This window comes from Schaalia turicensis, from assembly GCF_019380255.1.
GTDB lineage: Bacteria > Actinomycetota > Actinomycetes > Actinomycetales > Actinomycetaceae > Pauljensenia > Pauljensenia turicensis_A.
Map to the genome: position 1 here is coordinate 674071 of NZ_CP048928.1, position 21492 is coordinate 695562.

The following is a 21492-nucleotide window of genomic DNA, read 5'->3' on the forward strand; positions in this document are numbered from 1 at the left end:
ATGAACGAAACCATGGATTCTCGCCCAATCCCAGCTCTCGATGATGCGCAGAAGAGCCGGCTTGCTGCTCGGTTGAAGATGTCGAATCGCGATCGTGGTGACTCGGGTCAGATTCTCGAAGCGACGAGGCGTGCGCTGGCTCTTGAAGCGGATAGTGATAATGGCGCAGCCAGATTGGAAGCCCTCGCCGATGCTTTGGCTCACGATCGCGTGATTGTCCCGATTGCTGTTGAAGAGGATCCTCGTGTCACCGGACACCACGGAGGAATTGACGGCGACGGACAGGCGCCGACGGACTTTATTCGCGTTGACTGCCTGGCAGGCAAGGCGATTGCCGTATTCTCTTCGGCCGATCAACTTCGGGCTTTCGATGCTTTCGCCAGACCTACCGCTCTCGCATTCCGGAGCGTTGCCCTTGCTGCGCTGGTGGAAACCGGAGGCCGAGTTGTCATGGATCCTGCCGGGTCCAACGTTGTGATACCACGTCCCCTTGTCGCGGCACTTGCGCAGGGAGACACGTGGTTGCCAGCCTGGAAAGACCAAGAACTCGCCGAAGAGTTGAAGATGCTCGCGCAGGTAAGCCATAACGGAACCTCGCCGATCGTTGACGTGCAGCTGACCTGCGGGGCAGTCGGAAACGTGACTGTCACCCTGTTCGTCAACGCCAATGCTGATCAGCGTGGGCTTAAAAAGTCGCTGATGGAAGCGGTGTCTGCTATCGGAGATTCAAAACGTCTTCAGGTATCAGCCGACAGGATTGAGATCGTTCCACGTTGGGTGAGCGTCGCATAGCCTGCACGTCGCATAGTCCACGTGTGTGAGCGATCCCATCTGCGCCGAAGTCACTGAAATTGGTGCGCTATCAGCGCAGATGTTAAAGTTGAAGCAACCGTCTGGGCGAATGCCTGGAATGCAAGCGGAGTTTCCTCCCACCTGGATGCCCGCCTTGGCTTGCCAAGGTCCACGCAATTGGCGTGACGTGAAAGGGGATCGGGTTCTTCGGTAGACGTTTCGGCGTCTGCCAAATGGGCTGGCCTCCGTGCGCATGAAGTGCAACGGAGGCCATTTTCGTTGCTCTTCACGAAGTACCGTGGAAGGAGCCACTCATCAGCGAGACTCGCATTAACGAGCGCATCCGAGTTCCTGAGGTTCGCCTCGTGGGACCCGGAGGGGAACAGGTCGGCGTCGTTTGTGTTGAAGACGCCCTGCGCCTGGCCGAAGAGGCCGGCCTTGACCTGGTAGAGGTTGCCCCCGACGCTAAGCCGCCGGTTGCCAAGCTCATGGATTACGGCAAGTTTAAGTACGAAGCCGCCCAGAAGGCTCGCGATGCTCGCCGTAATCAGGCGAACACCCAGCTGAAAGAGATCCGCTTCCGCTTGAAGATTGACGACCATGATTTTGGCGTTAAGAAGGGACACGTTGAGCGTTTCCTTTCCCAAGGCGACAAGGTCAAGGTCATGATCATGTTCCGCGGACGTGAGCAGTCCCGTCCTGAAGCTGGCGTTCGCCTGCTTCAGCGTTTGGCTGAAGAGGTTGGTGAGCTCGCAACAGTCGAGTCGATGCCTCGCCAGGATGGTCGCAATATGACCATGGTTCTCGCGCCTACAAAACGTAAGTCTGATGCTTTGAACGAACAGCGCAAGCGTCGTGAAGCAGAGCGTAAGGAACGACGCGGTAAGCGTCAGGAACGCGCAATCAAGGACCAGGCACGTTCCGCAAAAGCGGACACCACGGACAAGAACTGACATTGACGCGTAAGCGTTGATGGAACAAAGAAGGAATAGCAAATGCCGAAGAACAAGACGCACTCCGGTGCGAAGAAGCGCTTCCGCGTGACCGGCTCGGGCAAGATCATGCGCGAGCAGGCCGGTGCACGCCACCTGCTGGAGCACAAGTCCAGCCGTAAGACCCGCCGCCTCGCCACTGACCAGGTCCTTGAGAACGCAGACGTTAAGCGCGTCCGTCGTCTCCTTGGCAAGTGAGCTTCGCAAAAGGAGATTTGAAACATGGCACGTGTCAAGCGTTCTGTTAACGCCAAGAAGAAGCGTCGTACAGTCCTCGAGCAGGCGTCCGGCTATCGTGGTCAGCGTTCCCGCATGTACCGCAAGGCCAAGGAGCAGGTCACTCACTCCTTCGTCTACTCCTACCGCGACCGCAAGGCCCGCAAGGGTGACTTCCGTCGCCTCTGGATCCAGCGCATCAACGCTGCCTCGCGCGCGCAGGGCATGACCTACAACCGTTTCATCCAGGGCCTCGGCCTTGCTGGTGTTGAGGTCGACCGTCGCATGCTCGCCGAGCTCGCCGTCAACGACATCAACGCGTTCAACGCGCTGGTGCAGGTTGCCAAGGATGCTCTGCCGGCAGACGTCAACGCCCCCAAGGCCTGACATACGGTGACTTTTCAGTCCGAGCGCCCGTCCATGCTCGCCAATCCTCACGCTGAACGCGTGAAGAAAGTGGCAGCGTTGGCCGGGCGCTCGGCACGTCGTAAGACGAATCTTCTGCTTGTTGAAGGACCACAAGCAGTCCGCGAACTTCTGGCTTTTAGCGGCCAGCATGTTCGCGATGTGTACTTCACTGACGGTGCAGCGAGTCTGCATCCCGACGTGCACGCCCTGGCTTCTTCCGTGACCCGCTGGTGCCATATGGTGACCGATGAGGTCGCTTCTGCGATGAGCTCTGATGCTCAGGGCATTATTGCCGTTGCAACACGTGACGCAGTGGTGTCCACGTTGCGCGATACTGCGCCTCGGCAGACATATGTTGTGCTCGCCCAGGGGCGCGATCCGGGCAACGTTGGTACCATCATCCGCACCGCTGATGCGATGGGATGCGCTGGTGTCATCGTCGTTGCGGGCACCGTCAATGTTGCCAGCCCGAAGGTCATCCGTTCCTCCGCAGGCAGTGTCTTCCACCTTCCGCTCATTGCTGTTCCGTCGTTCGACGAGGCCGCCCGGTTGCTCAAAACGCGCGATGCGCGCCTGCTGGGCACCAGCGGCGGAGTGGGCACCGAAGACCTTGGGCAGCTGATGACTCAGGCAATCGCTGGGGGAGCGGGTCCTCTTGCCTCATCTCATGCGTGGGTCTTCGGCAATGAAGCGAAGGGCATGAGCCAGGCTGAACTCGATGCGTGTGACACTCTTGTCCGCATCGACATGACCGGTCAGGCCGAGTCCCTGAACGTGGCCTCTGCAGCCTCAATGTGTCTTTTTGCTTCTCAGTGCGCGCGCTTGTCCAATGAAGCGCTGAAATAGTGTGCGCGGCCTCGTGAATCAATGACTGAATCAGGCGTCAGCTGTCCTTTTGTCGCCACGAACCAACTAGGCTTGAACCATGACGTTGGTAAGTGAATGCTCGGAATCTGAACTCATTCGTCGCTATCAGGAAGTTCTTCCCGTTGGTGAACGCACCATGATCGGAATCGGTGACGACTGTGCGCAGATTGCAACCCCTGAAGGATCGTTCGTCGTATCGACGGATGTCATCGTCGAAGACCAGCACTTCCACAGGTATTGGTCCGACGCTTACCAGATTGGTGCTCGTATTACCGCGCAGAATCTTGCAGATATTGCCGGTATGGGTGGGTACACGTCATCGATCGTTATCTCTGTTGTGCTCACTCCTGACACCGAAGTCGAATGGCTGATCGATGTGGTTCGAGGTATCGGCGATCGTGCTCGCGAAGTCGGTGCCGGCGTCGTCGGCGGTGATATGTCGGCGGGAGAAAAGCTGGTGCTGTCGATGACCGTCATGGGCTGGTGCGAAGGCGATCCCGTGGTGCGTTCGGGAGCAAAACCTGGTGATGTGATCGCGGTGAGTGGTCGAGTTGGCTTCTCGCACGCCGGCTTGGATCTGTTGCTGGGCGAGCACATTGACCCTGCAATTCGTGACGACGAGTCAATGGGGATTATGGCTGAAGCCCTCAACATGTATCGCGCTCCCGAGCCACCGTTGGAGACTGGGCCAGCTGCTGCGCGCGCCGGTGCCCACGCAATGATGGACCTATCTGATGGCATTGCCATGGATGGCACGCGTATGGCGAAAGCGTCTGGTGTGATCATTGACCTCGACCCGACTGCGTTGGAACGCGAAGCAGATCCGTTGCGTCAGCTCGCCGAGATCTGCGGTGTGAACCCGGTGGAATGGGTCGTCTTCGGCGGTGAAGACCACGGCATGATCGCTGCCTTTGGGCCAGATGCGACCATTCCCGAAGGATTCCGCATTGTGGGACGCGTCCGCGAGGTCGGTGAAGGGGAAAACGCGAATATGTTCCTGAACGGCCGCCCCTTGCGTGGGAAGTGGGATCACTTCAAGAACGAGTAAGAGGCACTCGAGGTGAAAAAGTCTGGCTCGCAAGGGCATCCTTGCGAGCCAGACTCATAAAGTGTGGTGACCTTTTAAAGGTCATCCAACAGGTGTGCGGCTATCAGATAGCGCGCTGAACCTTGTCGGATTTCAGGCACTTGGTGCACACGTTCAGGCGCTTCGGGGTGCCCTCAACAAGGGCGCGAACGCGCTGAATGTTCGGATTCCAGCGGCGGTTGGTGCGAACGTGAGAGTGTGACACGCTCTTGCCGAAGCCGGGTCCCTTACCGCACACGTCACAAACGGCAGCCACGATGATCTCCTCGGTTGTCAAAATAGGTTATTCCCGTTTTCACAGGACAGTATTGAGCGGTGTAGTCCACCGCAGGCAACTATGAAAGATTAACGGATTAACGCCTTCAACTCCAAGTTTTGCGCCCTTTGTGGGCTGTCAGGTAGCCCACATTCGTTGATAGAGCGCGGATTGTGTGCGGCTCGCGGCAGGGCCGCGTAGCGGCTTGAAGGCTAGAGCGGGGCGTGCAGCATCCTAGTATTGCAGTGTGGTTTCTACGACGGTGATGCAAGCGACGGCTCAGTAGGTGGCGAGCTGTGCGGTCTGGGTATCCGTCCGTGCATTCCTCGTCCATGGCAAGGCCCTGCCTGCAGTTCCGGTCGTGTGAGGCGACATTGTGGGCTCTGTGGGAAGGGGACTGTCGCCTCGTATAACTTGGGGGAGCTAGGCATTCAAAAACTAGTGTGAGCCGTGGAGTACGAAGCGATAAAAATGCAACGATTGTCGGGCTTAGATGTGTCTGGCACGCCGAACGCTGATCCCTGAACGATAATGAACGCAAAGCTAAACGGATGGAGCAAGAGTGGAACTGAATGCTGGGACTGTCGCCTCCCTGTTGCGGGTGGCAGCACATGAATCTGCCACGCTTGCTCAGTTCCTGAACGACCTCGACGGGTGGGACGGCTCAGACTGCGATACCGGCACGAACGCTGCACATACGCTGGCCTCCATGGCAAGCGCCGTCGAACGTCTAGATCCGGTCTCGTCGTTTGCTTCCGGGCTTGAAGCCGCTGTTGACGCTGGCATCATCCTTGCCCAAGGGCATATTGGCGTCATCATTACTGCTGTTCTTTCCGCATGGTCACAAGCCCTCAATGGTCCAGGTCAGATCACGCCGATTCAGCTTCGTCGCATGCTGTGTACACCACATGCGATCCAATCCGATTCCCATGTCACTGACGTTTTGCGTCGAACCCACCTGTCGAATGCGATCGTGATGGTCTTGGATACAGCCAGAACCGCCGCCACTGATTTGGGCGACACGATTGAAACAAACGAATACCTGGTCTCGTGGTACTCACTCGCAGCTCAAGAAGGCCTGATTGGCGCCACGAATGAGAGAACAGGGCGTATCGACGCAGGCGCATCCGTCCTGACCATCCTCTTCGCCTGCTTTGACTCGGTTGTTTCAGGACAAACATCAGTACTCGAGTCGCTCGCTCATATGCTCAGCGAATTAGCGGAAAACAACGGTGATATCCCCAGTCAGAACATTCCCGCCCCGAACCGCGCATTCAGTGTCGATATCGTCTGGCAAGCGACTGCAACAGACGCAGACCACTTTTTCACTTCCATTGAACTCATGGGAGCACGCCTTTCCTGCGTTGGAACGCTTGATCCATTCGGCGTAGGAATGTGGCGCCTACACATCGATACGTCCGCCCCTCTTTCAGTACGCCCCAAGACTGGATGCCTTATCAGATTCCAAGTCGCTGACGCGCGTCCAGATGAGATGCTCGGCGTCGACGAGCTCGCCGAAGAAGGCATTACCCACCGCGGTGTTCGCCTTCTCGAACGGCGCCCCATGCGACGAGTCGAACGCGCCCGAGTCCTTGTATGCACCCGAGCTCCCGGATTGATTGAAGATGCCGCCAGAACAGGTGCAATCGTTCTATACAATCCCAGCGCCCAAGACGGGGCGGGAATCATGGAAATTGCCACGTCCTCATCGACGGGCGTCAGTCTGTTCGTGCCGTGTGACGATGAGTCTTCAACACTCGGCACTATGCTTGCCTCTCGTCTGAACGCGCCCCAATCTCCGTTTGACCCCGAGCCTGCAGGCGCCACCTCGTCAAACGACGCCATCATTGTGGTGGCGCAGTCGAACGACGAACTGTCAGCGTTCTACGTCGCGCAAACATGCGCCGGCTACTTCGTCCCGCAACCCGGCGGGCACAAAGTGGGGCCAACAATGGAACGCCTACTCACCCAAGGGGCGACGCAAGCGCTTGAAAACCAGGTGACCTATTCGCTCGACTCAGACGATGACCTTGCTATTTCGCAGGTGGTCGCCGACATCGCACGCAGGAACCCCACGCAGTTCCGCCTGCTCCTGTCCGCACACGACGGTCCGGATTTGGTTGGACTTCTCCGGCAATTGGTGATGCACGCTGACTGTCTCCTCGATGACATTGATGTGATCGATGGGGGACAAGCGGGTCGAAGCCTCATAGCGGGCATGTGGGCATGAGCGAACTCGATACCCCCCTTTCTCTTCGCCTCCCTGCGTCAACCGCGCGCAAACTCGCAAAAGCAGGGTTTGAAACCGTTGAAGACCTGCTTCTTTGTGCGCCTCGTCGCTACTACCACTGGGGCGCACTGACCCCGATGTCGATGCTGCACGAAGGCGAAGATGTCACGATCCTCGCTCAAGTTGCACGAGCACACCTCGTTGCAAACCGAAGCCGTCAGGGCGTTCGCCTCGAAGTACAACTGACCGACGGCATCACCACGATGAACGCGACCTTCTTCGCGCACAATGAATACAAACTCGCCGTCCACCAGCGCCTCTTGAAACCCGGAGCCTCGTTTCTTTTCGCCGGAAAAGTCGGATCCTACCGCGGTACCCTTTCACTGGTACATCCCAGCTTCGAAGGAATGGATGACGCCAGCGACTCAGCAGAAGAACGCTCCCAACGGCCCATCCCGATCTACCCGACAAGCGGGGGGATCACCAGCTGGATCATGGCACGTAGTATCACCATGATTCTCGATTCTCTGGACGATGAATCGATCGACGACGTGATCCCGGCCGACATCCGAGAACAACGAAAACTGCCCAATCGTGCCACGGCTTTGAGGATGCTCCACCAGCCATCTACCGACGACGACTACAAACAGGCGAAAACCACATTCGCGTTCGAGGAAGCTTTCACCCTTCAGTGCATCCTGGCCGGACGACGCTACGGGGAACGCTCTTTAACTGCGCCTGCGTGTCCGCTCACCTCATCGCACGCAGTCAGTGAATTCATTGCATCGCTTCCCTTCACTCTGACCGACGCCCAATCACGCGCGCTCAAAGAAATCGACGCCGACATGGACCAGACCGTCCCCATGCAACGACTCCTTCAAGGGGATGTGGGTTCAGGGAAGACCGTTGTTGCGCTCGCAGCATTGATTGCGGCGGTTGACGCTGGACACCAGGGTGCCCTGGTGGCGCCGACTGAAGTGTTGGCCAGCCAGCATCTTGAGTCGATGCGCGCGTTAGTACAGGGTGTCATGGTCGATGGGAAACCAGTTGATATTCGTCTGCTGACCGGTTCGACACCGCCTGCCGCGCGTCGCGAAATAAGCGCGCTCATTGAATCGGGGGAGCCACTGATCGTGGTGGGGACTCACGCTTTGTTCTCTGACAGTGTTGCTTTCAAAGACCTCGGCGTTGTGATTGTGGATGAACAGCATCGTTTCGGCGTTGAACAGCGCGACACATTGCGCACCAGCGGTGATGGGCATAGCGCACACCAGCTGGTGATGACGGCGACTCCGATTCCTCGTACGGTCGCGATGACGGTGTTCGGTGATCTGGAAGAGACGCGCATGGCGGGGATGCCTGCTGGTCGTATGCCGGTGCAGACGTTCCTTGTTGATAGCGCGAATTCGGTGTGGATGGAGCGCTTGTGGACTCGAGCGCACGAAGAGATTGAGCGCGGTGGGCGTGTCTACGTTGTCTGTCCGCGTATCGACGAAACGGATGAGGTCACCGACGTTGAAGGAGAGGGAGCGAATCGCCCCCCGCTTGCGTCGGTCGAAAAGGTCAGTCAAACCCTGCGCCGTCTTCCTGCTCTTAGAGCGCACCGGATTGAAACGTTGACGGGCCGCACTCCGACGGCGGAAAAAACACAGATCATGGAGCGTTTCGCATCCGGAGAATCGCCGATTTTGGTTTCTACGACCGTCATCGAAGTGGGCGTGGACGTCAAGAGTGCGACGATGATGGTGATCGTTGACGCCCAGCAGTTCGGCTTGGCGCAGTTGCATCAGTTACGAGGCCGCGTCGGCCGTTCGTCGATGCCATCTGTGACGATGGCGGTTCATCGTAGCGATTTGAATCCGAACTCGATGGCGCGTCTTGAAGCATTTGCATCAACGACGGACGGTTTTGAGCTCGCAGAAAAAGATGTTCAGCTCCGTCGTGAGGGAGATGTGTTGGGAGCTGGGCAGTCCGGTCGCAGTTCGCACCTGCGTTTCCTTTCTGTTCGACGTGACGAACGGATTATTTCTCACGCTCGCAGCGATGCGTTGCGGATTATCGAAGAGGATCCGAAGCTGATGAATCATCCGGAGTTAGCATGTGCTTTGAGGCGCTTGTCGGCTGATTCTCTTGCTTGGATTTCGATGAGCTAAAGGGTACTACCGTGGTGATCCCTGCAATCTGGGCATTGTGCTTCGCCCGTTAGACTATGGGGCATGACTCGAATCGTTGCAGGCTCAGCCAAAGGTCGCGTGCTGAAAGTTCCCGCGAAGGGGACGCGTCCAACATCGGAACGCGTCCGCGAGGCGCTGTTTTCTCGCCTGGAACATATGAACGTGGTTGAAAACTGTCTGGTTCTTGACCTTTATGCCGGTTCGGGAGCATTGGGGTTAGAAGCCGCGTCACGAGGTGCCTCGCGCGTGGACTTGGTTGAAAAATCGGCACCGACAGCGCGAATCATTGCTCACAACATCCGCGCAACCGGTCTGAAAGCGCGGGTTCATACTGCCTCGGCGACCACTTTCTTGAGGGCGCGTGATTTTGAGACGCTCAGTGGAGAGTTTGATCTTGTGTTGCTTGATCCTCCCTATGACGTGAGCGAAGAAGATGTGGCGGAGGTGCTCTCACTTCTTGGACCGTGGATCACCCCGGATGCGCTTGTCGTTGTTGAGCGTTCCAGCAGGTCACCGGAGCCTTTGTGGCCGGATTTCCTTGTGAAGGAAGATCAGCGGACGTGGGGTGAGACCGTCGCATGGTTTGCCGGTCCGCCCGTGAAAGCCGAAGAAGAGAGCGACTGAGATCTCGGATCAATTCATTGAGCATCATCGGTAATCCCACCGAGCAACGCTTGGGGGATACTATCGACTTCAATATCCTCGAGCTACTAGAACAGGACGACAATGCGAGTTCTTTTTGCGGGATCATTTGATCCCATCACCATCGGCCACGCCGATATCATCACCCGCGCTGCCTCCTTCGCCGACGAACTGGTTGTTGCTGTGGGCATAAACCCTAAGAAGAAATACATGTTCGATCAGGACAAGCGTGTCGACATGGTGAACGCTGTCGTGGCTCAACTGGGGAACGTGCGCACCGTGAAAATGGAAGGGACGCTGATCGACTGCGCGAAGTCGAACGATGTTTCTTTCATTGTTAAGGGCGTTCGTAGCCAAAGCGATGTTGATACCGAGCTTGCCCAGGCCGCGGTGAATCGTGACCTTGGAGGGGTGGAAACTCTGTTTATTCCCTCCCTCCCAGAGCTTTCGCTGGTGTCCTCATCGATGGTTCGTGAGCTTGTCCACCTGGGATTAAGCGTTTCTCGGTATGTTCCGAACGAAATTGAGCCGTTCGTAGCGCAAAATAGAGCAAAGAAAGGTCACTGAGACCGCTTCAACGATCTGGAGGACACAATGTCGGATCCCGTAACGCCTGAACCCAGCGAAAACGAGACGTGGGATGAGAACACGGTTTACGGACCGTCGACCGTCATTGCTGCTCTCGATCAGATTGAGGCCCTCGTCGAAGATGCCCGCGCTGTTCCGCTTTCGGCAATGATCATGCTGAACCGCGCGGAGATCCTGGATCTTCTGGACCAAGCACGTGAAGCGTTGCCGGAAGATCTGGTTGCTGCCGACGCTGTTGTTGCTGATGCCGATGCCGTTTTAGGGCGCGCAGACACCGCTGCCGAAACGACTATTGCTGAAGCTAATTCTCGTGCTCAGTCAACTCTGGACGAAGCCGAAGAAAAGGCGAAGCACATCGTCGATTCTGCGAACGAACAGGCTGAACGCACGGTTGCTCGTGCGAACGAAGAAGCTGAGGCTTCCGTGAATCAGGCTCGCTCTGAAGCTGAAGCGATCCTGGTCGATGCTAACGAGCAAGCGAAGCGTCTGGTTTCCAGCGAGAACATTACTCGTATGGCCGAAGATCGTGGTCGTGAGATTGTTGGTCAGGCTCGTCAGCAGGAAGAAGAACTGCGTCTGGGCGCTGACGACTATGTTGCGAAGTCGCTGGCTGAGCTGTCGGGTATGTTGGCGGATCTGCAGCGTCGCACCGAGGCCGGTCGTCGTGCCATCGCAGAGCGCCAGGGCATCGACGTGACTGACATTGACCTCGACAATGAGTGACTCTCCTCTTGTCATCTCGTTGGTGACACTGTCGCGTCAGATTGGTTCTTTCCGCCACGAGGATCTGCATTGGGTTGCGCCCGATGATTTGGGGACTCCGTCAATGGGGGTTGAGCCGGGCACTCCTTTAGATTTTGGGGTTGATCTGACCAGCGTTGATGATGGCGTATTGGTTCGCTTGACCACCAGTGTTGACCTAGTGGGCGACTGCGTGCGCTGTCTGGATCCGGTCAGTGTTCACCATGATATTGATACGTCGGATGTCTTCTTTGAAACGGCTCCCGTGGCTACAGATGAGGACGACGAAGCCGATGACGTTCGCTTGATTGGTCAGCGTGACACGATCGATCTGGAGCCGATGATTCGCGATTCGATCGTGACGCTGGTGGATGATCGTCCACTGTGTCGGCCTGATTGTGGAGGCTTGTGTGACGTGTGTGGGCAGAAGTGGGATGAGCTCCCTGAAGATCATGAGCACTTCCAGGTGGATCCGCGTTTGGCTTCTCTTGCTTGTCTTTTGGATCAGGCCAAAGACAACTAGGACTACTATCGGTGCCCAAGCACGCTAGGGCGGCTCCTCACCGCACAATTGTACGAACAGAAGTTGAAGACGGACGTATGTCGCATAAGAAGAAACTCCCAGTTCCCGCCAATACGGACTACGACCAGCTCATGGAACGTTGGGGATCGAGTGTCGATCCTGACCTTCTGCTACTTGCCCTGACTCACCGTTCATATGCGAACGAAGCCGGGGGGTTGCCGAATAATGAACGCCTCGAGTTCTTAGGGGACGCGGTTCTGTCAGTAACGACCGCGGATCGTTTGTTCCACGACTACCCGGATGTCACGGAGTCGTCTTTGTCGCAGATGCGCGCTTCAACGGTTTCGCAAACTCCGCTGGCGCAGGCTGCTCGTCGTATTGGGCTTGGGGATTTTATTTTCCTCGGTAGAGGAGAGGCCGCTTCTGGTGGCAGTGACAAGGATTCGATCCTTTCCGACACATTCGAGGCGCTGATCGGGGCGACGTATCTGACGCACGGTATGGAGCACACGCGAGCCGTTGTGCTGGCCAATCTTGAGTTCCTTTTGAGCCAGGCCGAGGTGCGAGGCTCTCATCATGACTGGAAAACCTTGCTTGTCGAATATGCGAAGGCGCATAACCTTGGTGAAATTCGCTATGAGGTTGAAGGTTCGGGCCCGGATCATAACCGTTCTTTCACTGCGACCGTCTTCGCGTCGAATGTTGAAGAACCTTTGGCTGTTGCCAGCGCATCGTCGAAGAAGCACTCCGAGAGCGCGGTTGCGCAACAGGCTATGGAGCTTCTTTACTCTCGCCTTGGTGACTAAGAGGCGACCAAAGGACGAAGAATCATCGCAATTTAACCGGTTCTTTGCGACGTCTTGCCCGACCGTTTGATATAGGACCTAGGGCTTGTCTAGGATATGACTGTGACTGAAAACCCCAAGAATGCCAAGACTACTCGCGTCATGATCATCGATGATCATGAGATCGTTCGACGCGGTATTGCTGAGATTATTGATCGCGATGATGCCCTTGAGGTCGTTGCTGAAGCAGGTAGCGTCGCTGACGCCGTGCGTCGCGCAGATCTGGTTCGCCCAGACGTTGTTCTGGTTGACCTTCAGCTTCCCGATGGTACGGGTATCGATATTCTGAAGCAGCTTGCGGTTTCGCATCCGGAGATCCTGCCGATCGTGCTTACCTCGTTCGACGATGATGAGGCTTTGGCTGAATCTCTTGAAGCTGGTGCGCACGCTTACGTGTTGAAGACCGTGCGCGGTGCAGAAATCACGGACGTGATTAAGGCTGTTGCTGCTGGTCGTATTCTGCTGGACGAGCGCACGATCACGCGTCGTCGCGCTGATCATGATGATCCGACTGCTGACCTGACTCCGTCAGAGCGCAAGGTTTTGGAACTGATTGGTGATGGTCTGTCGAACCGCGAGATCGGTGAGAAGCTGGGCGTTGCAGAAAAGACCGTGAAGAACCACATCACGTCGCTTCTGTCGAAGATGGGCTTGCAACGTCGCACTCAGGTGGCAGCGTGGGTCGCTGGCCAGCGTGCGGCCGCGTGGAGGAACTAAAGCTTCGTTCTTTCTTACTGGTTACGAGGCCGGGGCGCAGTTCGTACGAACTGCGCCCCGGACCTGCATGAAGGTGGAACTTAGGCTAGCGGAGCGCGGAAGGTGATCCTGGCGCCGAGGCCTCCGATTCCGATTCCCTGTTCGAAGTTTCCACCACGGATTCGGGCGCGCTCGGACATGTTGGACAGGCCAGAGTTTCTGGTGTGGTTCGGGTCGATGCCTCGTCCGTCGTCGGCGATTGAAACGGTGACGTGCCCGTTTTCTCCCGTTCCCATGATGTCAACGGTCACCGAGCCCGCGGTGGCATGTGCATGGCGTGCGATATTGGATAGGCCTTCGCGCACGATGGCGACAATGTCATCTCCCAAGTCGGGGTCGATGCGATTGTCGATGGTTTCGATCATCAGCTGTTCGTCGTCTGCGACTTCGTTAATCGCGTGACCATCCAATGTGATCAACAGGGACGGGGCAAAACCAAGGAAGGAACGTGTCAGTGATGCTTCGCGTCGAATACGTTCCACCAGTGCCACTGATTTGTCGGGTTCACGTAGGTTGTGGACGATTGCTCGGATTTGGCGCACAGCCTCGTCGATGGAGGCCAGAGCACGGTCCAGTGTGGCAGTGATGGCCTCAGGATTCGGGTGTCCGCTTTCTACTTCCACCTTGGCGGCATCCAGTTGCATGCCGGTGGCGAACAGCTGTTGGATCGCGAAATCGTGCAGGTCGCGTCCGATACGATCTCGCTCGTCGAGCAGTGTGGCCACGTCTTCAGCGTGCTTGGCGGAGGCGAGCTCCAGTGCCAAGGCAGCTTGAGATGCGAGTGATTCAGCCAAAGACAATTCGGATAGATCAAATTCTGGCTGTCCGATGCGACGAAGCAGGATCAGAATGCCAGCGGAGTTACCTCGCGAACGGAGGGGCGCGTAGAGCGCCGGTCCGAAGGCCGCAAGCTGAGGAAGACGCATGGTTTGTGCCCGCGCCATGGAGTCGACGATCATGCCCGTTCCTTCGTGGAGCACGCTCATCGCGCGACCCTCGGGCGGGAAGACAACGCCGAGAAGAGTATCAGCCAGGTAGCCGTCAATGATTTCGGCAGCCCAGGTGTCACCAACGGAAGGCAGAACGATGATTGCCGTATCTGCACGTGAAACCTCTCGCACGGTCTGTGCGATCAGTTCAAGGGCTTCTTCTTCGTCGGTGCCTTCAAGCATCGTGGTTGTCAGCTGCTGGGAAGCGGAAATCCAGCGTTCCGTTCGACGCGAGTCCGCGTACAGGTGAGCGTTTTCCACTGCGACGCCCGCAGCGGGAGCAAGCATTGACAAAACATCGGCGTCAGAGGCTGTGAATCCGCCGTTCTTATCGGTCAGGAAGAGACGTCCATACACCTGCTCGTTGATCAGCACGGATACGCCCAGGAAACTGGTGATTGATGCCGGAGGAATGTCCTCGCATTCGCTCATGTCGTTGATCAGTAGGTGACCGGTAGCGGGGATCTGGCTGATCAGTTCTTCTGGCATTGAAGGCGAATGTGGCAGTGCTTCGCTGGTGTGTTCGATCAGCTGGGATGCTTCGCCCCATGTGTCAAGGACGATCAGGGCGCCGTATGGTGCGTGGGTGAGCTTGCATGCTTGGTCGACGAAGCTGGTCAGGGCCTTGCGCAGGTCGAGTGTGCTGGTGAGGTCAAGGGCGGCCTTCACCAGGGCATGTTCTGAACCCCATGGCATTAGTTTTCCTCTTCCTGGCCGACGGCCCAACGGTAGGCCTGAGATGTTTCAAGAAGGTCGGCGTGTGTGCCTCGTGCAATCAATTCTGCTTGGGTTCCTTCGCCGCCTGATCGTCCGAAGAACAGGATCTCGTCGGCGTTTTCGAGGGCGCTCAGGCGATGCGAGATGAGCAGGATGCCGCGCGTCGGATCCGAGAGTAGGTCGGAAATGAGCGCGTCAGCTGTCGACGCATCCAAGTGCTCGCCGGCCTCGTCAAGGAGTAGCAGGGGAGCGGGTGAAGCGAGGCCTCGTGCGATGAGCAGACGTCGACGTTCACCGCCGGACACTGTCGTGCCATCTGAACCGATCATGGTGTGGATCCCATCGGGCAGTGCTGCAAGCCAGCTGGCCAATCCAACGCGTTCAAGTAGAGCGATTGCACTGTCTTCGCTGAGCTCACCGTTGGCGACTCGCAGGTTTTCTAAGACGGATGCGGCGAAGATATGCGCGTCTTCGGTCGTGACATTGACGATCTTGGTGAGTTGTACGCGGTCGGCTTCCCACGCGTCCACGCCGTTCACCTGCGCAGATCCAGCCTTCGGCGGAATCATGCCAGACAAAGTCAGCGCGAGCGTCGTCTTACCGATACCCGACTCGCCCACGATCGCGATGGACTTGCCCGGGTGCAATTCCAGATCGATCGAATCGACGAGGCTGGGGCCGCTTGGCCATCCGATCGTCAGGTTCGTGGCGGTAAGTGACGGAACGTCAGTGTGCGGAACGGGGTGGGTAGCGACTTTGATGGATTCGCCGAGCATCTCGTCAATACGGACTGCCGCGGTCGCTGACTTGACCAGTTGAACGCCTGCAGGGGCTAGTTCAGCGGTTCCTTCAAACGAGGACAGGGGAGTGAGAACAAGGACTGCGAGAAGCAGGCCGGTAATCATGCCACCTGTTGTTTGAGGAATGCCGATCAGCAGTGCGGCAACAACGGCTGCTCCCATTGCTGCTCGGTCAATCCCGGAAGCGAGAGCAGCCATCCGCGCACTACGGTGTGAGGCTTCAACGAGCTTTTCTTCGGTCTCATCAATCGATGCTCTAAACGCCTCAAGTTCGCCGGACACCTGGAGTTCAGAGGTTCCCTCCATGACGGTCAGGATCTGCGTCGACAGGGCGGTGCGTGCGCGAAGCGTATCAATTTGAGCGATTCGTGCAGCGTGCATCGACAGTAGGGGGGCTCCGACCCCCGATACTAAAAGACAGAGCGCAACCAATAGCGCAGCGGGAACGGAAATGAGTCCAAGACCAATGACCGTACAGATTCCAACGATTACTGCCACGCAGGTGGGGAGCAGGGTCTTGACAACCAGATCGCCCAAATCATCCACGTCTGCGCCCGTACGAGCAAGCAGATCACCGCGCTTCATCGCGGTCAAGCGGTCGATGGGATTGTGTGCGAGGTGCTGATAGAGGTTCTGGCGCAGGGTGTCCATGCCACGCAAAGCAACGCGGTGGCTGGCCAAACGGCCCGCATATCTCAGGAGTGCGCGCGATACGCCGAATGTGCGTACGCCAACGGCAGCGACGGTCAGGAACAAAACCGGTGGGTGCTCTGATGCCCTAGCGATCAGCCAGGCAGCAGTCGCACCAAGGGCAATGGCAGCACCAAGAGCACCGGAGGCAAGCAGAACAGAGAAGACGAATGCTTTGATATCGACCTCGATGAGGGGGAAGACTCGTTTCAGAGCACGCTTTTCTTCGCGAGTAATGAACAGCATCAGTTCACCGCCTTTCCGGGTCGGTATCGGTCGCACTGACCGTCAAGATTCCTGGCAGATCAACATCGACGCTGGTCTGTGCCCAGTCATTGACCCCAAGTTGCGGATACTCTTCGATGTCTTGGATGGTAGCGGGTGCACTTTCAATCAAGATGACCAGATCGGCAATCGTCTTTAGCGCCTGGCGGTGTGCGATAACCAGAACCGTTTTCCCCTGTGCTTTAAGAGCTCGAATAGCCCGCGTGATCTCTTCTTCGCTGACAGCATCAAGATGCGCTGTCGGCTCGTCGAGGATCACCAGCGGTGAGTCATTCACCAGTGCGCGCGTCAGTGCAAGACGCTGACGCTGTCCAACTGACAAGCCAATGCCACCCACGCCAACCTTTGAATCCCACCCATCGGGCATCGCTTCAACAACGGTGTGGAAACCTGTTGCCTGCGCGGCTTCGACGAGGCTGCTTGTCACGGTTTTCAGCGCCATATTTTCAAGGAGCGTGCCGGGAAGGATCGTCGGAGCCTGAGGAACCCACGTGATTTGCGTCCACCATGAGTTTGCATCGCAGTCGCTGACGTCGCAGGGTGGCGTAGCCCCGTCAAGAGGAGCAAGGACAACGCGCCCCTTTGTCGGAGTCAGCAGGTTCAGAATCGTCAGAACAGTTGTTGACTTACCGGCCCCTGACGCACCTTCAAGAACGGTCAACTGTCCCGGCTGAATCGAAGCTGAAAGATTGTGAGGAGCCCACGTACCGCGAGCCGCCACGCTCAGATTTTCCAGCTCAATCGTGCATGATGAAATTGGGGGAGCTTGGCGCAAAGAAACAGGTGAAGTGCTGTCCCCATCCGTCCCTGAACTGGGGAAAGAAGTTGAAGTGGTGAGCGCAGCCTCGTTACTGGGGGAAGAAACGAGGGGTGAAACGATACGCGAAGCCTGCGGGCGCTCGGTCTCGATGATCTCGAAGGCACTTTGTGCGGCGGTCACACCGTTCGCGGAAGCGTGGAATTGCGCGCCAACCTGACGAAGCGGTTCGAAGACTTCGGGGGCCAACATGATGACGGCGAGGCCGGTAAAGAGGGTGACGTTGCCGGCGACAAGGCGCATACCGACCTCGACGGCAACAAGAGCAACCGACAGGGTGGAAAGGAATTCAAGGGCTGCACCCGACAGGAACGCGACGCGCAGGGTTGCCATTGTGGTGCGCGTGTTTTCTTTGCCCAGGGCTTCAAGGTGTCCGCGAGGTCCATTCTCGCGACCCAGACTGCGCAGGGTAGGCAAGCCCGCCATGAGGTCAAGAAGCTGCGAGCCCAGACGCTCCATCGCGACTAGCTTCGCCTTCGACGAATCCTGAGTAAAACGACCGATCAACGCCATGAAAATTGGAATCAACGGAATGACGAAGAGCGCGATGACGCCCGACCATGCGTCCAAATAGAGCATGACAGCCAAAGCCAAAGGAGTTGCCGTCATCGTCAGGACAAGCTGAGGAAGGAACTTCACGAAGTACGGGCCCAGATCATCTAAGCCACGCGTCAAAAGCGTTGTCGTGTCGGCGCCGTGAACTGCGCGCCAGCGGGGACCGAGTTCTTCGGTCGCACGCAAAACCTCGCAGCGAAGATCTCGGATGGCACTGTCTGCAGCGCGCTGACCGAGCGAATCGCGCACCCCAACAAGCAACCCGCGAATAATGATCACGATCACCAGCGCAACAATGAAACCTGCAACGTCACCAAGACGAGCGTTGCCGGTGATCACAGGGGAGAGCGCTGCCGAGATCAGTAGGGACTGAGTGATGACGACGATGGCAATCAGCGTGCCGATGAGCCCCGTAATAATGATGGGCATTCGTGCAGAACGCGCGTATTTCAAAAGCCGTGGATCGAAAGGTCGCATTGAACTATTTTGCCGTAATTTCTAGGGGAAGCGGTAACTGAAAAAACAGTGCGGACACGGCTGGAACGCGGGGTGAATCGAGGTGCGAAAGACCGGTATCCAGATGGTGGTGAATGTGGCACTGCAATCGTGGTGAAACACAACGGTGGCCCGGCACTGACGCACCGGGCCACCGAAGTGTTTTAAAGATCAGCCAGCAAGGAAGTTCTCACCAAGACGGATCTTGGAGGGAATCAAGCCAGGGTTCTGATCGACGTCGCCAACCGACACGCGCTTGCGGAAAGCCCAGTAGGACCATGCCGTGTAGATCAGGACGATCGGCGTGAAGATCAGAGCAACGATAGACATGACAACCAGGGTTGCCGGTGAGGACGATGCTTGGTCGATCAAAAGCGAGTACGCCGGATCGATCGAGGACTTCATGACGGCCGGAGCCATCGCCGAGAAGACCCAGGTGACGGTCGAAGCGATTGCGACAGCCATCAGGATGAAGGACAGGCCTTCGCGACGCAGTGCCTTCTGGCTGAATGCGGTCGAAGCAATGATCGCGAGTGCTGCGACGAGCAAGGGGATCCATGCCAGGACGTTAGCCGAGTAAGCGAACTGACCCCAGATCAGGAAGATTGCGGCAACGACGGTTGCTGCGATCGACAGGGGAGCTGCTAGGCCGTTTGCGCGCTCACGCACATCGCCTTCGGTCTTGAGCGCCAGGAACTGTGCACCGACTGCCGTGCAGACGGCCAGGATTGCGACGCCACCGAGGATGGTGAACGGGGTGAGCAGTGAGAAGAAGCCACCGGTCAGCTGGTGCGTTGCGGTTGCAAGCGACTGAGTGACCATATCGGGTGTGACAACAGCGCCGGTCATCTCATCGACGACCTCGATCTTCATGCCCTGAACGAGGTTTGCGAATGCAACACCGAACAGAACGGGAACCAGGACAGCGGTCACGGTGTGGATGGTGTCCCACGTGCTACGCCACTTTGCCGTTGCGATCTTTGCGCGCCACTCAAGAGCGGAGATGCGCAGGATCAGGCAGAAGAGGATGAGGAACAGAGCAAGGTACATGCCCGAGAACATCGTGGCGTACCACTCTGGGAATGCTGCAAAGGTAGCGCCACCGGCGGTGAGCAGCCAGACCTCGTTGCCGTCCCAGTGGGGGCCAATGGTGCGCAGCATCTGCGTGCGTTCTTCGTCGTTCTTGCCGATAACTTTCAGCAGGATGCCAACGCCGAAGTCAAAGCCTTCGAGGAACAGGTAGCCGGTCCAAAGAACGGCGATGAGGATGAACCAGAGGATTGAAAGTGTCATTGCAGTTTCGCCGCCTCTCAGTATCCGAAGGACAGGTCGCCGGCGGGAGTGTCGGTTTCTGTCTTCTTAGCGGTGTGGATGCCCTCGCGCACGTAGCGACGCATGAGCAGGAACCAGATAACGCCCAGCAGAGCGTAGAGCAGCGTGAAGCCGATCATGGTTGCAAGAACCTGTCCGGCGGGAACTGCCGTTGAAATACCGGTGTCGGTCATCAGCATGACGGAACCGACCGGATCGCCGTTCGAAAGACCTGCGATGTTCGGGACGACAACCCACGGCTGACGACCGATTTCGGTGAAGATCCAGCCGAAGGATGCTGCCAGGAACGGCAGAGTCAGGTTGATCAGTGCCATCGTCGACAGTGACTTCGAACCGGGGACGTTGCCCTTGCGGGTAGCCCAGAGGCCCCAGAGTGCGAAGAGCAGGGAGAGTATGCCAAGGCCGATCATGAGGCGGAACGACCAGAAGGTTGCCATCTGCGGGGGAACGAAGTTGTACTGAGCTGCATCGCCGTACTTGGCGGTGAAGTCAGCGTTCGAGTTCAGCAGTTCGACCATGCGCGCCTGCTCGTCAGCGACACCCGCGGAGGTTGCGCTGAAGTCATTGTGCGACATGAAGGAAGCAACGCCGGGGACCTCAATGAACTTGGTGGGTGCTTCGCCGGAGGAATCCAGTGGGCAGGAACCGAACTGGGCGACGGTGAAGGCAGCGCCATCGGTGTCGACGCAGATGCCTTCGGCGACTGCCATCTTCATCGGCTGAAGCTTGACCAGTTCCTGGCCCTGGAAGTGGCCGGTGCCCATGACGCCGAGAGCGCCGACAAGCATGGCGATCAGGCCGAAGCGTGCAACGGGATGCCAGACGTTCTTTGCCTGGCTGGTTGCTTCTTCGCTTCCTTCGCGCTGTGCGCGAACCATCCACCAGATGGAGATGCCGGCAACTAAAGAGCCTGCGGCAAGCCATGCGGTGGTGATGACGTGGGTGTATTCCCAGATGAGCGCCGGGTTTGTGAGGAGCTTGAAGAAGCTCATGGAACCGTCGAGGACTGCGCGTCCAGCTTCGGGGTCGTACTTTGCGCCGACCGGGTGCTGCATCCAGGAGTTTGCGCCGAGGATCCATGCGGCTGAAACGGCGGTGCCGATGGCGACCAGCCAGATTGTAGCCAGGTGCATGCCCTTCTTCAGACGACCGAAACCGAAGATCCAGAGGCCCAGGAAGGTGGATTCCATGAAGAATGCAAGGAGTGCTTCGACTGCGAGCGGTGCACCGAAGATGTCACCGACGTAGCGGGAGTATTCTGACCAGTTCATACCGAACTGGAATTCCTGGACGATACCGGTGGAAACGCCCAGTGCGAAAGAGATGATTAGGAGCTTGCCGAAGAAGCGGGTGGCGTGGAGCCATTCCTGCTTTCCGGTCTTGTGCCAGAACGTCTGCATAAGTGCGACAAGGAGTGCCAGTCCGATGTTCAGTGGAACCAGCACGAAGTGGTAGACGGTAGTGATACCGAACTGCCACCTGCCGAGCATGACAGAGTCGAGCGCTGCCTGCGCGAGGGTCATTGTGCTCGCCTTCCCTCAAATAGTTCGTTGATGGATGGTGCGCGTAGTGACTTTGGGCCCAACAAGCGGGACTATCGTCACGTGCTTACCTGTCAATTTAGCCCATGATTGTTCTCTTTTGAGTTGATTTTTGTGAAAAAGGCCGTTATCTGACAGACCCGATACTTTCGTC

The 21492-nt window shown here is 57.4% G+C and carries 20 protein-coding genes; 14 read left to right on the forward strand and 6 right to left on the reverse strand.

From position 1 onward, the window contains the following. From G5S47_RS02895 to thiL, 6 genes are all read left to right on the forward strand, one after another. On the forward strand, positions 1 to 792 hold the full coding sequence (locus G5S47_RS02895) for an SseB family protein (protein WP_257878493.1): 792 nt from the start codon (positions 1 to 3) through the stop codon (positions 790 to 792). 365 nt (positions 793 to 1157) lie between these two features. Continuing rightward, the gene (gene infC / locus G5S47_RS02900) at positions 1158 to 1745 is read left to right on the forward strand and encodes a translation initiation factor IF-3 (RefSeq protein ID WP_006681663.1); all 588 of its coding nucleotides are present in this window, start codon (positions 1158 to 1160) and stop codon (positions 1743 to 1745) included. A 42-nt stretch (positions 1746 to 1787) separates the two neighbouring features. Then, positions 1788 to 1982: a 50S ribosomal protein L35 gene (rpmI, locus tag G5S47_RS02905; RefSeq protein ID WP_006681662.1), complete on the forward strand. Its 195-nt coding sequence runs from the start codon at positions 1788 to 1790 to the stop codon at positions 1980 to 1982. A gap of 24 nt (positions 1983 to 2006) precedes the next feature. Further along, positions 2007 to 2387: a 50S ribosomal protein L20 gene (gene rplT / locus G5S47_RS02910; protein ID WP_006681661.1), complete on the forward strand. Its 381-nt coding sequence runs from the start codon at positions 2007 to 2009 to the stop codon at positions 2385 to 2387. Positions 2388 to 2420: 33 nt separating this feature from the next. Beyond that, positions 2421 to 3254, forward strand: coding sequence for a TrmH family RNA methyltransferase (locus G5S47_RS02915; protein WP_006681660.1), 834 nt, complete (start codon positions 2421 to 2423; stop codon positions 3252 to 3254). 79 nt (positions 3255 to 3333) lie between these two features. Next, positions 3334 to 4323 carry a thiamine-phosphate kinase gene (thiL, locus tag G5S47_RS02920; RefSeq protein ID WP_006681659.1) on the forward strand — a complete coding sequence of 330 codons (990 nt, stop codon included), beginning with the start codon at positions 3334 to 3336 and terminating at the stop codon, positions 4321 to 4323. A gap of 103 nt (positions 4324 to 4426) precedes the next feature. On the opposite strand, the gene rpmB is transcribed toward thiL, so the two are convergent. Next, entirely contained in the window at positions 4427 to 4618 is a 192-nt protein-coding gene (gene rpmB, locus G5S47_RS02925) for a 50S ribosomal protein L28 (protein ID WP_006681658.1), read from the reverse strand. Positions 4619 to 5180: 562 nt separating this feature from the next. Here rpmB and G5S47_RS02930 point away from each other — a divergent pair. The 8 genes from G5S47_RS02930 (at position 5181) to G5S47_RS02965 (ending at position 13078) form a co-directional block, all read left to right on the forward strand. Continuing rightward, positions 5181 to 6848, forward strand: a complete 1668-nt coding sequence (locus tag G5S47_RS02930; protein ID WP_219585779.1) for a hypothetical protein — start codon at positions 5181 to 5183, stop codon at positions 6846 to 6848. Continuing rightward, positions 6845 to 9001, forward strand: coding sequence for an ATP-dependent DNA helicase RecG (locus tag G5S47_RS02935; protein WP_219585780.1), 2157 nt, complete (start codon positions 6845 to 6847; stop codon positions 8999 to 9001). Before G5S47_RS02930 ends, G5S47_RS02935 begins: the two co-directional genes overlap by 4 nt. Positions 9002 to 9064: 63 nt before the next feature. Beyond that, the gene (gene rsmD / locus G5S47_RS02940; protein WP_179370480.1) at positions 9065 to 9646 is read left to right on the forward strand and encodes a 16S rRNA (guanine(966)-N(2))-methyltransferase RsmD; all 582 of its coding nucleotides are present in this window, start codon (positions 9065 to 9067) and stop codon (positions 9644 to 9646) included. A 102-nt stretch (positions 9647 to 9748) separates the two neighbouring features. Continuing rightward, positions 9749 to 10231: a pantetheine-phosphate adenylyltransferase gene (coaD, locus tag G5S47_RS02945; protein WP_179370479.1), complete on the forward strand. Its 483-nt coding sequence runs from the start codon at positions 9749 to 9751 to the stop codon at positions 10229 to 10231. A gap of 27 nt (positions 10232 to 10258) precedes the next feature. Continuing rightward, entirely contained in the window at positions 10259 to 10975 is a 717-nt protein-coding gene (locus G5S47_RS02950; protein WP_006681653.1) for a hypothetical protein, read from the forward strand. Then, entirely contained in the window at positions 10968 to 11516 is a 549-nt protein-coding gene (locus G5S47_RS02955; RefSeq protein WP_006681652.1) for a YceD family protein, read from the forward strand. The genes G5S47_RS02950 and G5S47_RS02955 overlap by 8 nt, the downstream gene beginning before the upstream one ends. A 77-nt stretch (positions 11517 to 11593) precedes the next feature. Continuing rightward, complete coding sequence (gene rnc, locus G5S47_RS02960; RefSeq protein ID WP_040318679.1) at positions 11594 to 12322, forward strand: ribonuclease III; 729 nt, start codon at positions 11594 to 11596, stop codon at positions 12320 to 12322. Positions 12323 to 12463: 141 nt separating this feature from the next. Then, positions 12464 to 13078: a response regulator gene (locus tag G5S47_RS02965; protein ID WP_040318714.1), complete on the forward strand. Its 615-nt coding sequence runs from the start codon at positions 12464 to 12466 to the stop codon at positions 13076 to 13078. A gap of 80 nt (positions 13079 to 13158) precedes the next feature. On the opposite strand, the gene G5S47_RS02970 is transcribed toward G5S47_RS02965, so the two are convergent. The 5 genes from G5S47_RS02970 to G5S47_RS02990 all read right to left on the reverse strand — a co-directional run bounded on the left by G5S47_RS02970 (position 13159) and on the right by G5S47_RS02990 (position 21320). Beyond that, entirely contained in the window at positions 13159 to 14802 is a 1644-nt protein-coding gene (locus G5S47_RS02970; RefSeq protein WP_006681649.1) for a sensor histidine kinase, read from the reverse strand. After that, entirely contained in the window at positions 14802 to 16559 is a 1758-nt protein-coding gene (gene cydC, locus G5S47_RS02975) for a thiol reductant ABC exporter subunit CydC (RefSeq protein WP_103633580.1), read from the reverse strand. Before cydC ends, G5S47_RS02970 begins: the two co-directional genes overlap by 1 nt. 4 nt (positions 16560 to 16563) lie before the next feature. Next, on the reverse strand, positions 16564 to 18447 hold the full coding sequence (gene cydD, locus G5S47_RS02980) for a thiol reductant ABC exporter subunit CydD (protein ID WP_219585781.1): 1884 nt from the start codon (positions 18445 to 18447) through the stop codon (positions 16564 to 16566). 189 nt (positions 18448 to 18636) lie between these two features. Next, positions 18637 to 19758 (reverse strand): cytochrome d ubiquinol oxidase subunit II, encoded by a 1122-nt coding sequence (gene cydB, locus G5S47_RS02985; RefSeq protein ID WP_006681646.1) that lies wholly within the window; start codon positions 19756 to 19758, stop codon positions 18637 to 18639. A gap of 17 nt (positions 19759 to 19775) precedes the next feature. Then, positions 19776 to 21320: a cytochrome ubiquinol oxidase subunit I gene (locus G5S47_RS02990; protein WP_103633583.1), complete on the reverse strand. Its 1545-nt coding sequence runs from the start codon at positions 21318 to 21320 to the stop codon at positions 19776 to 19778. Positions 21321 to 21492 lie beyond the last annotated feature (172 nt).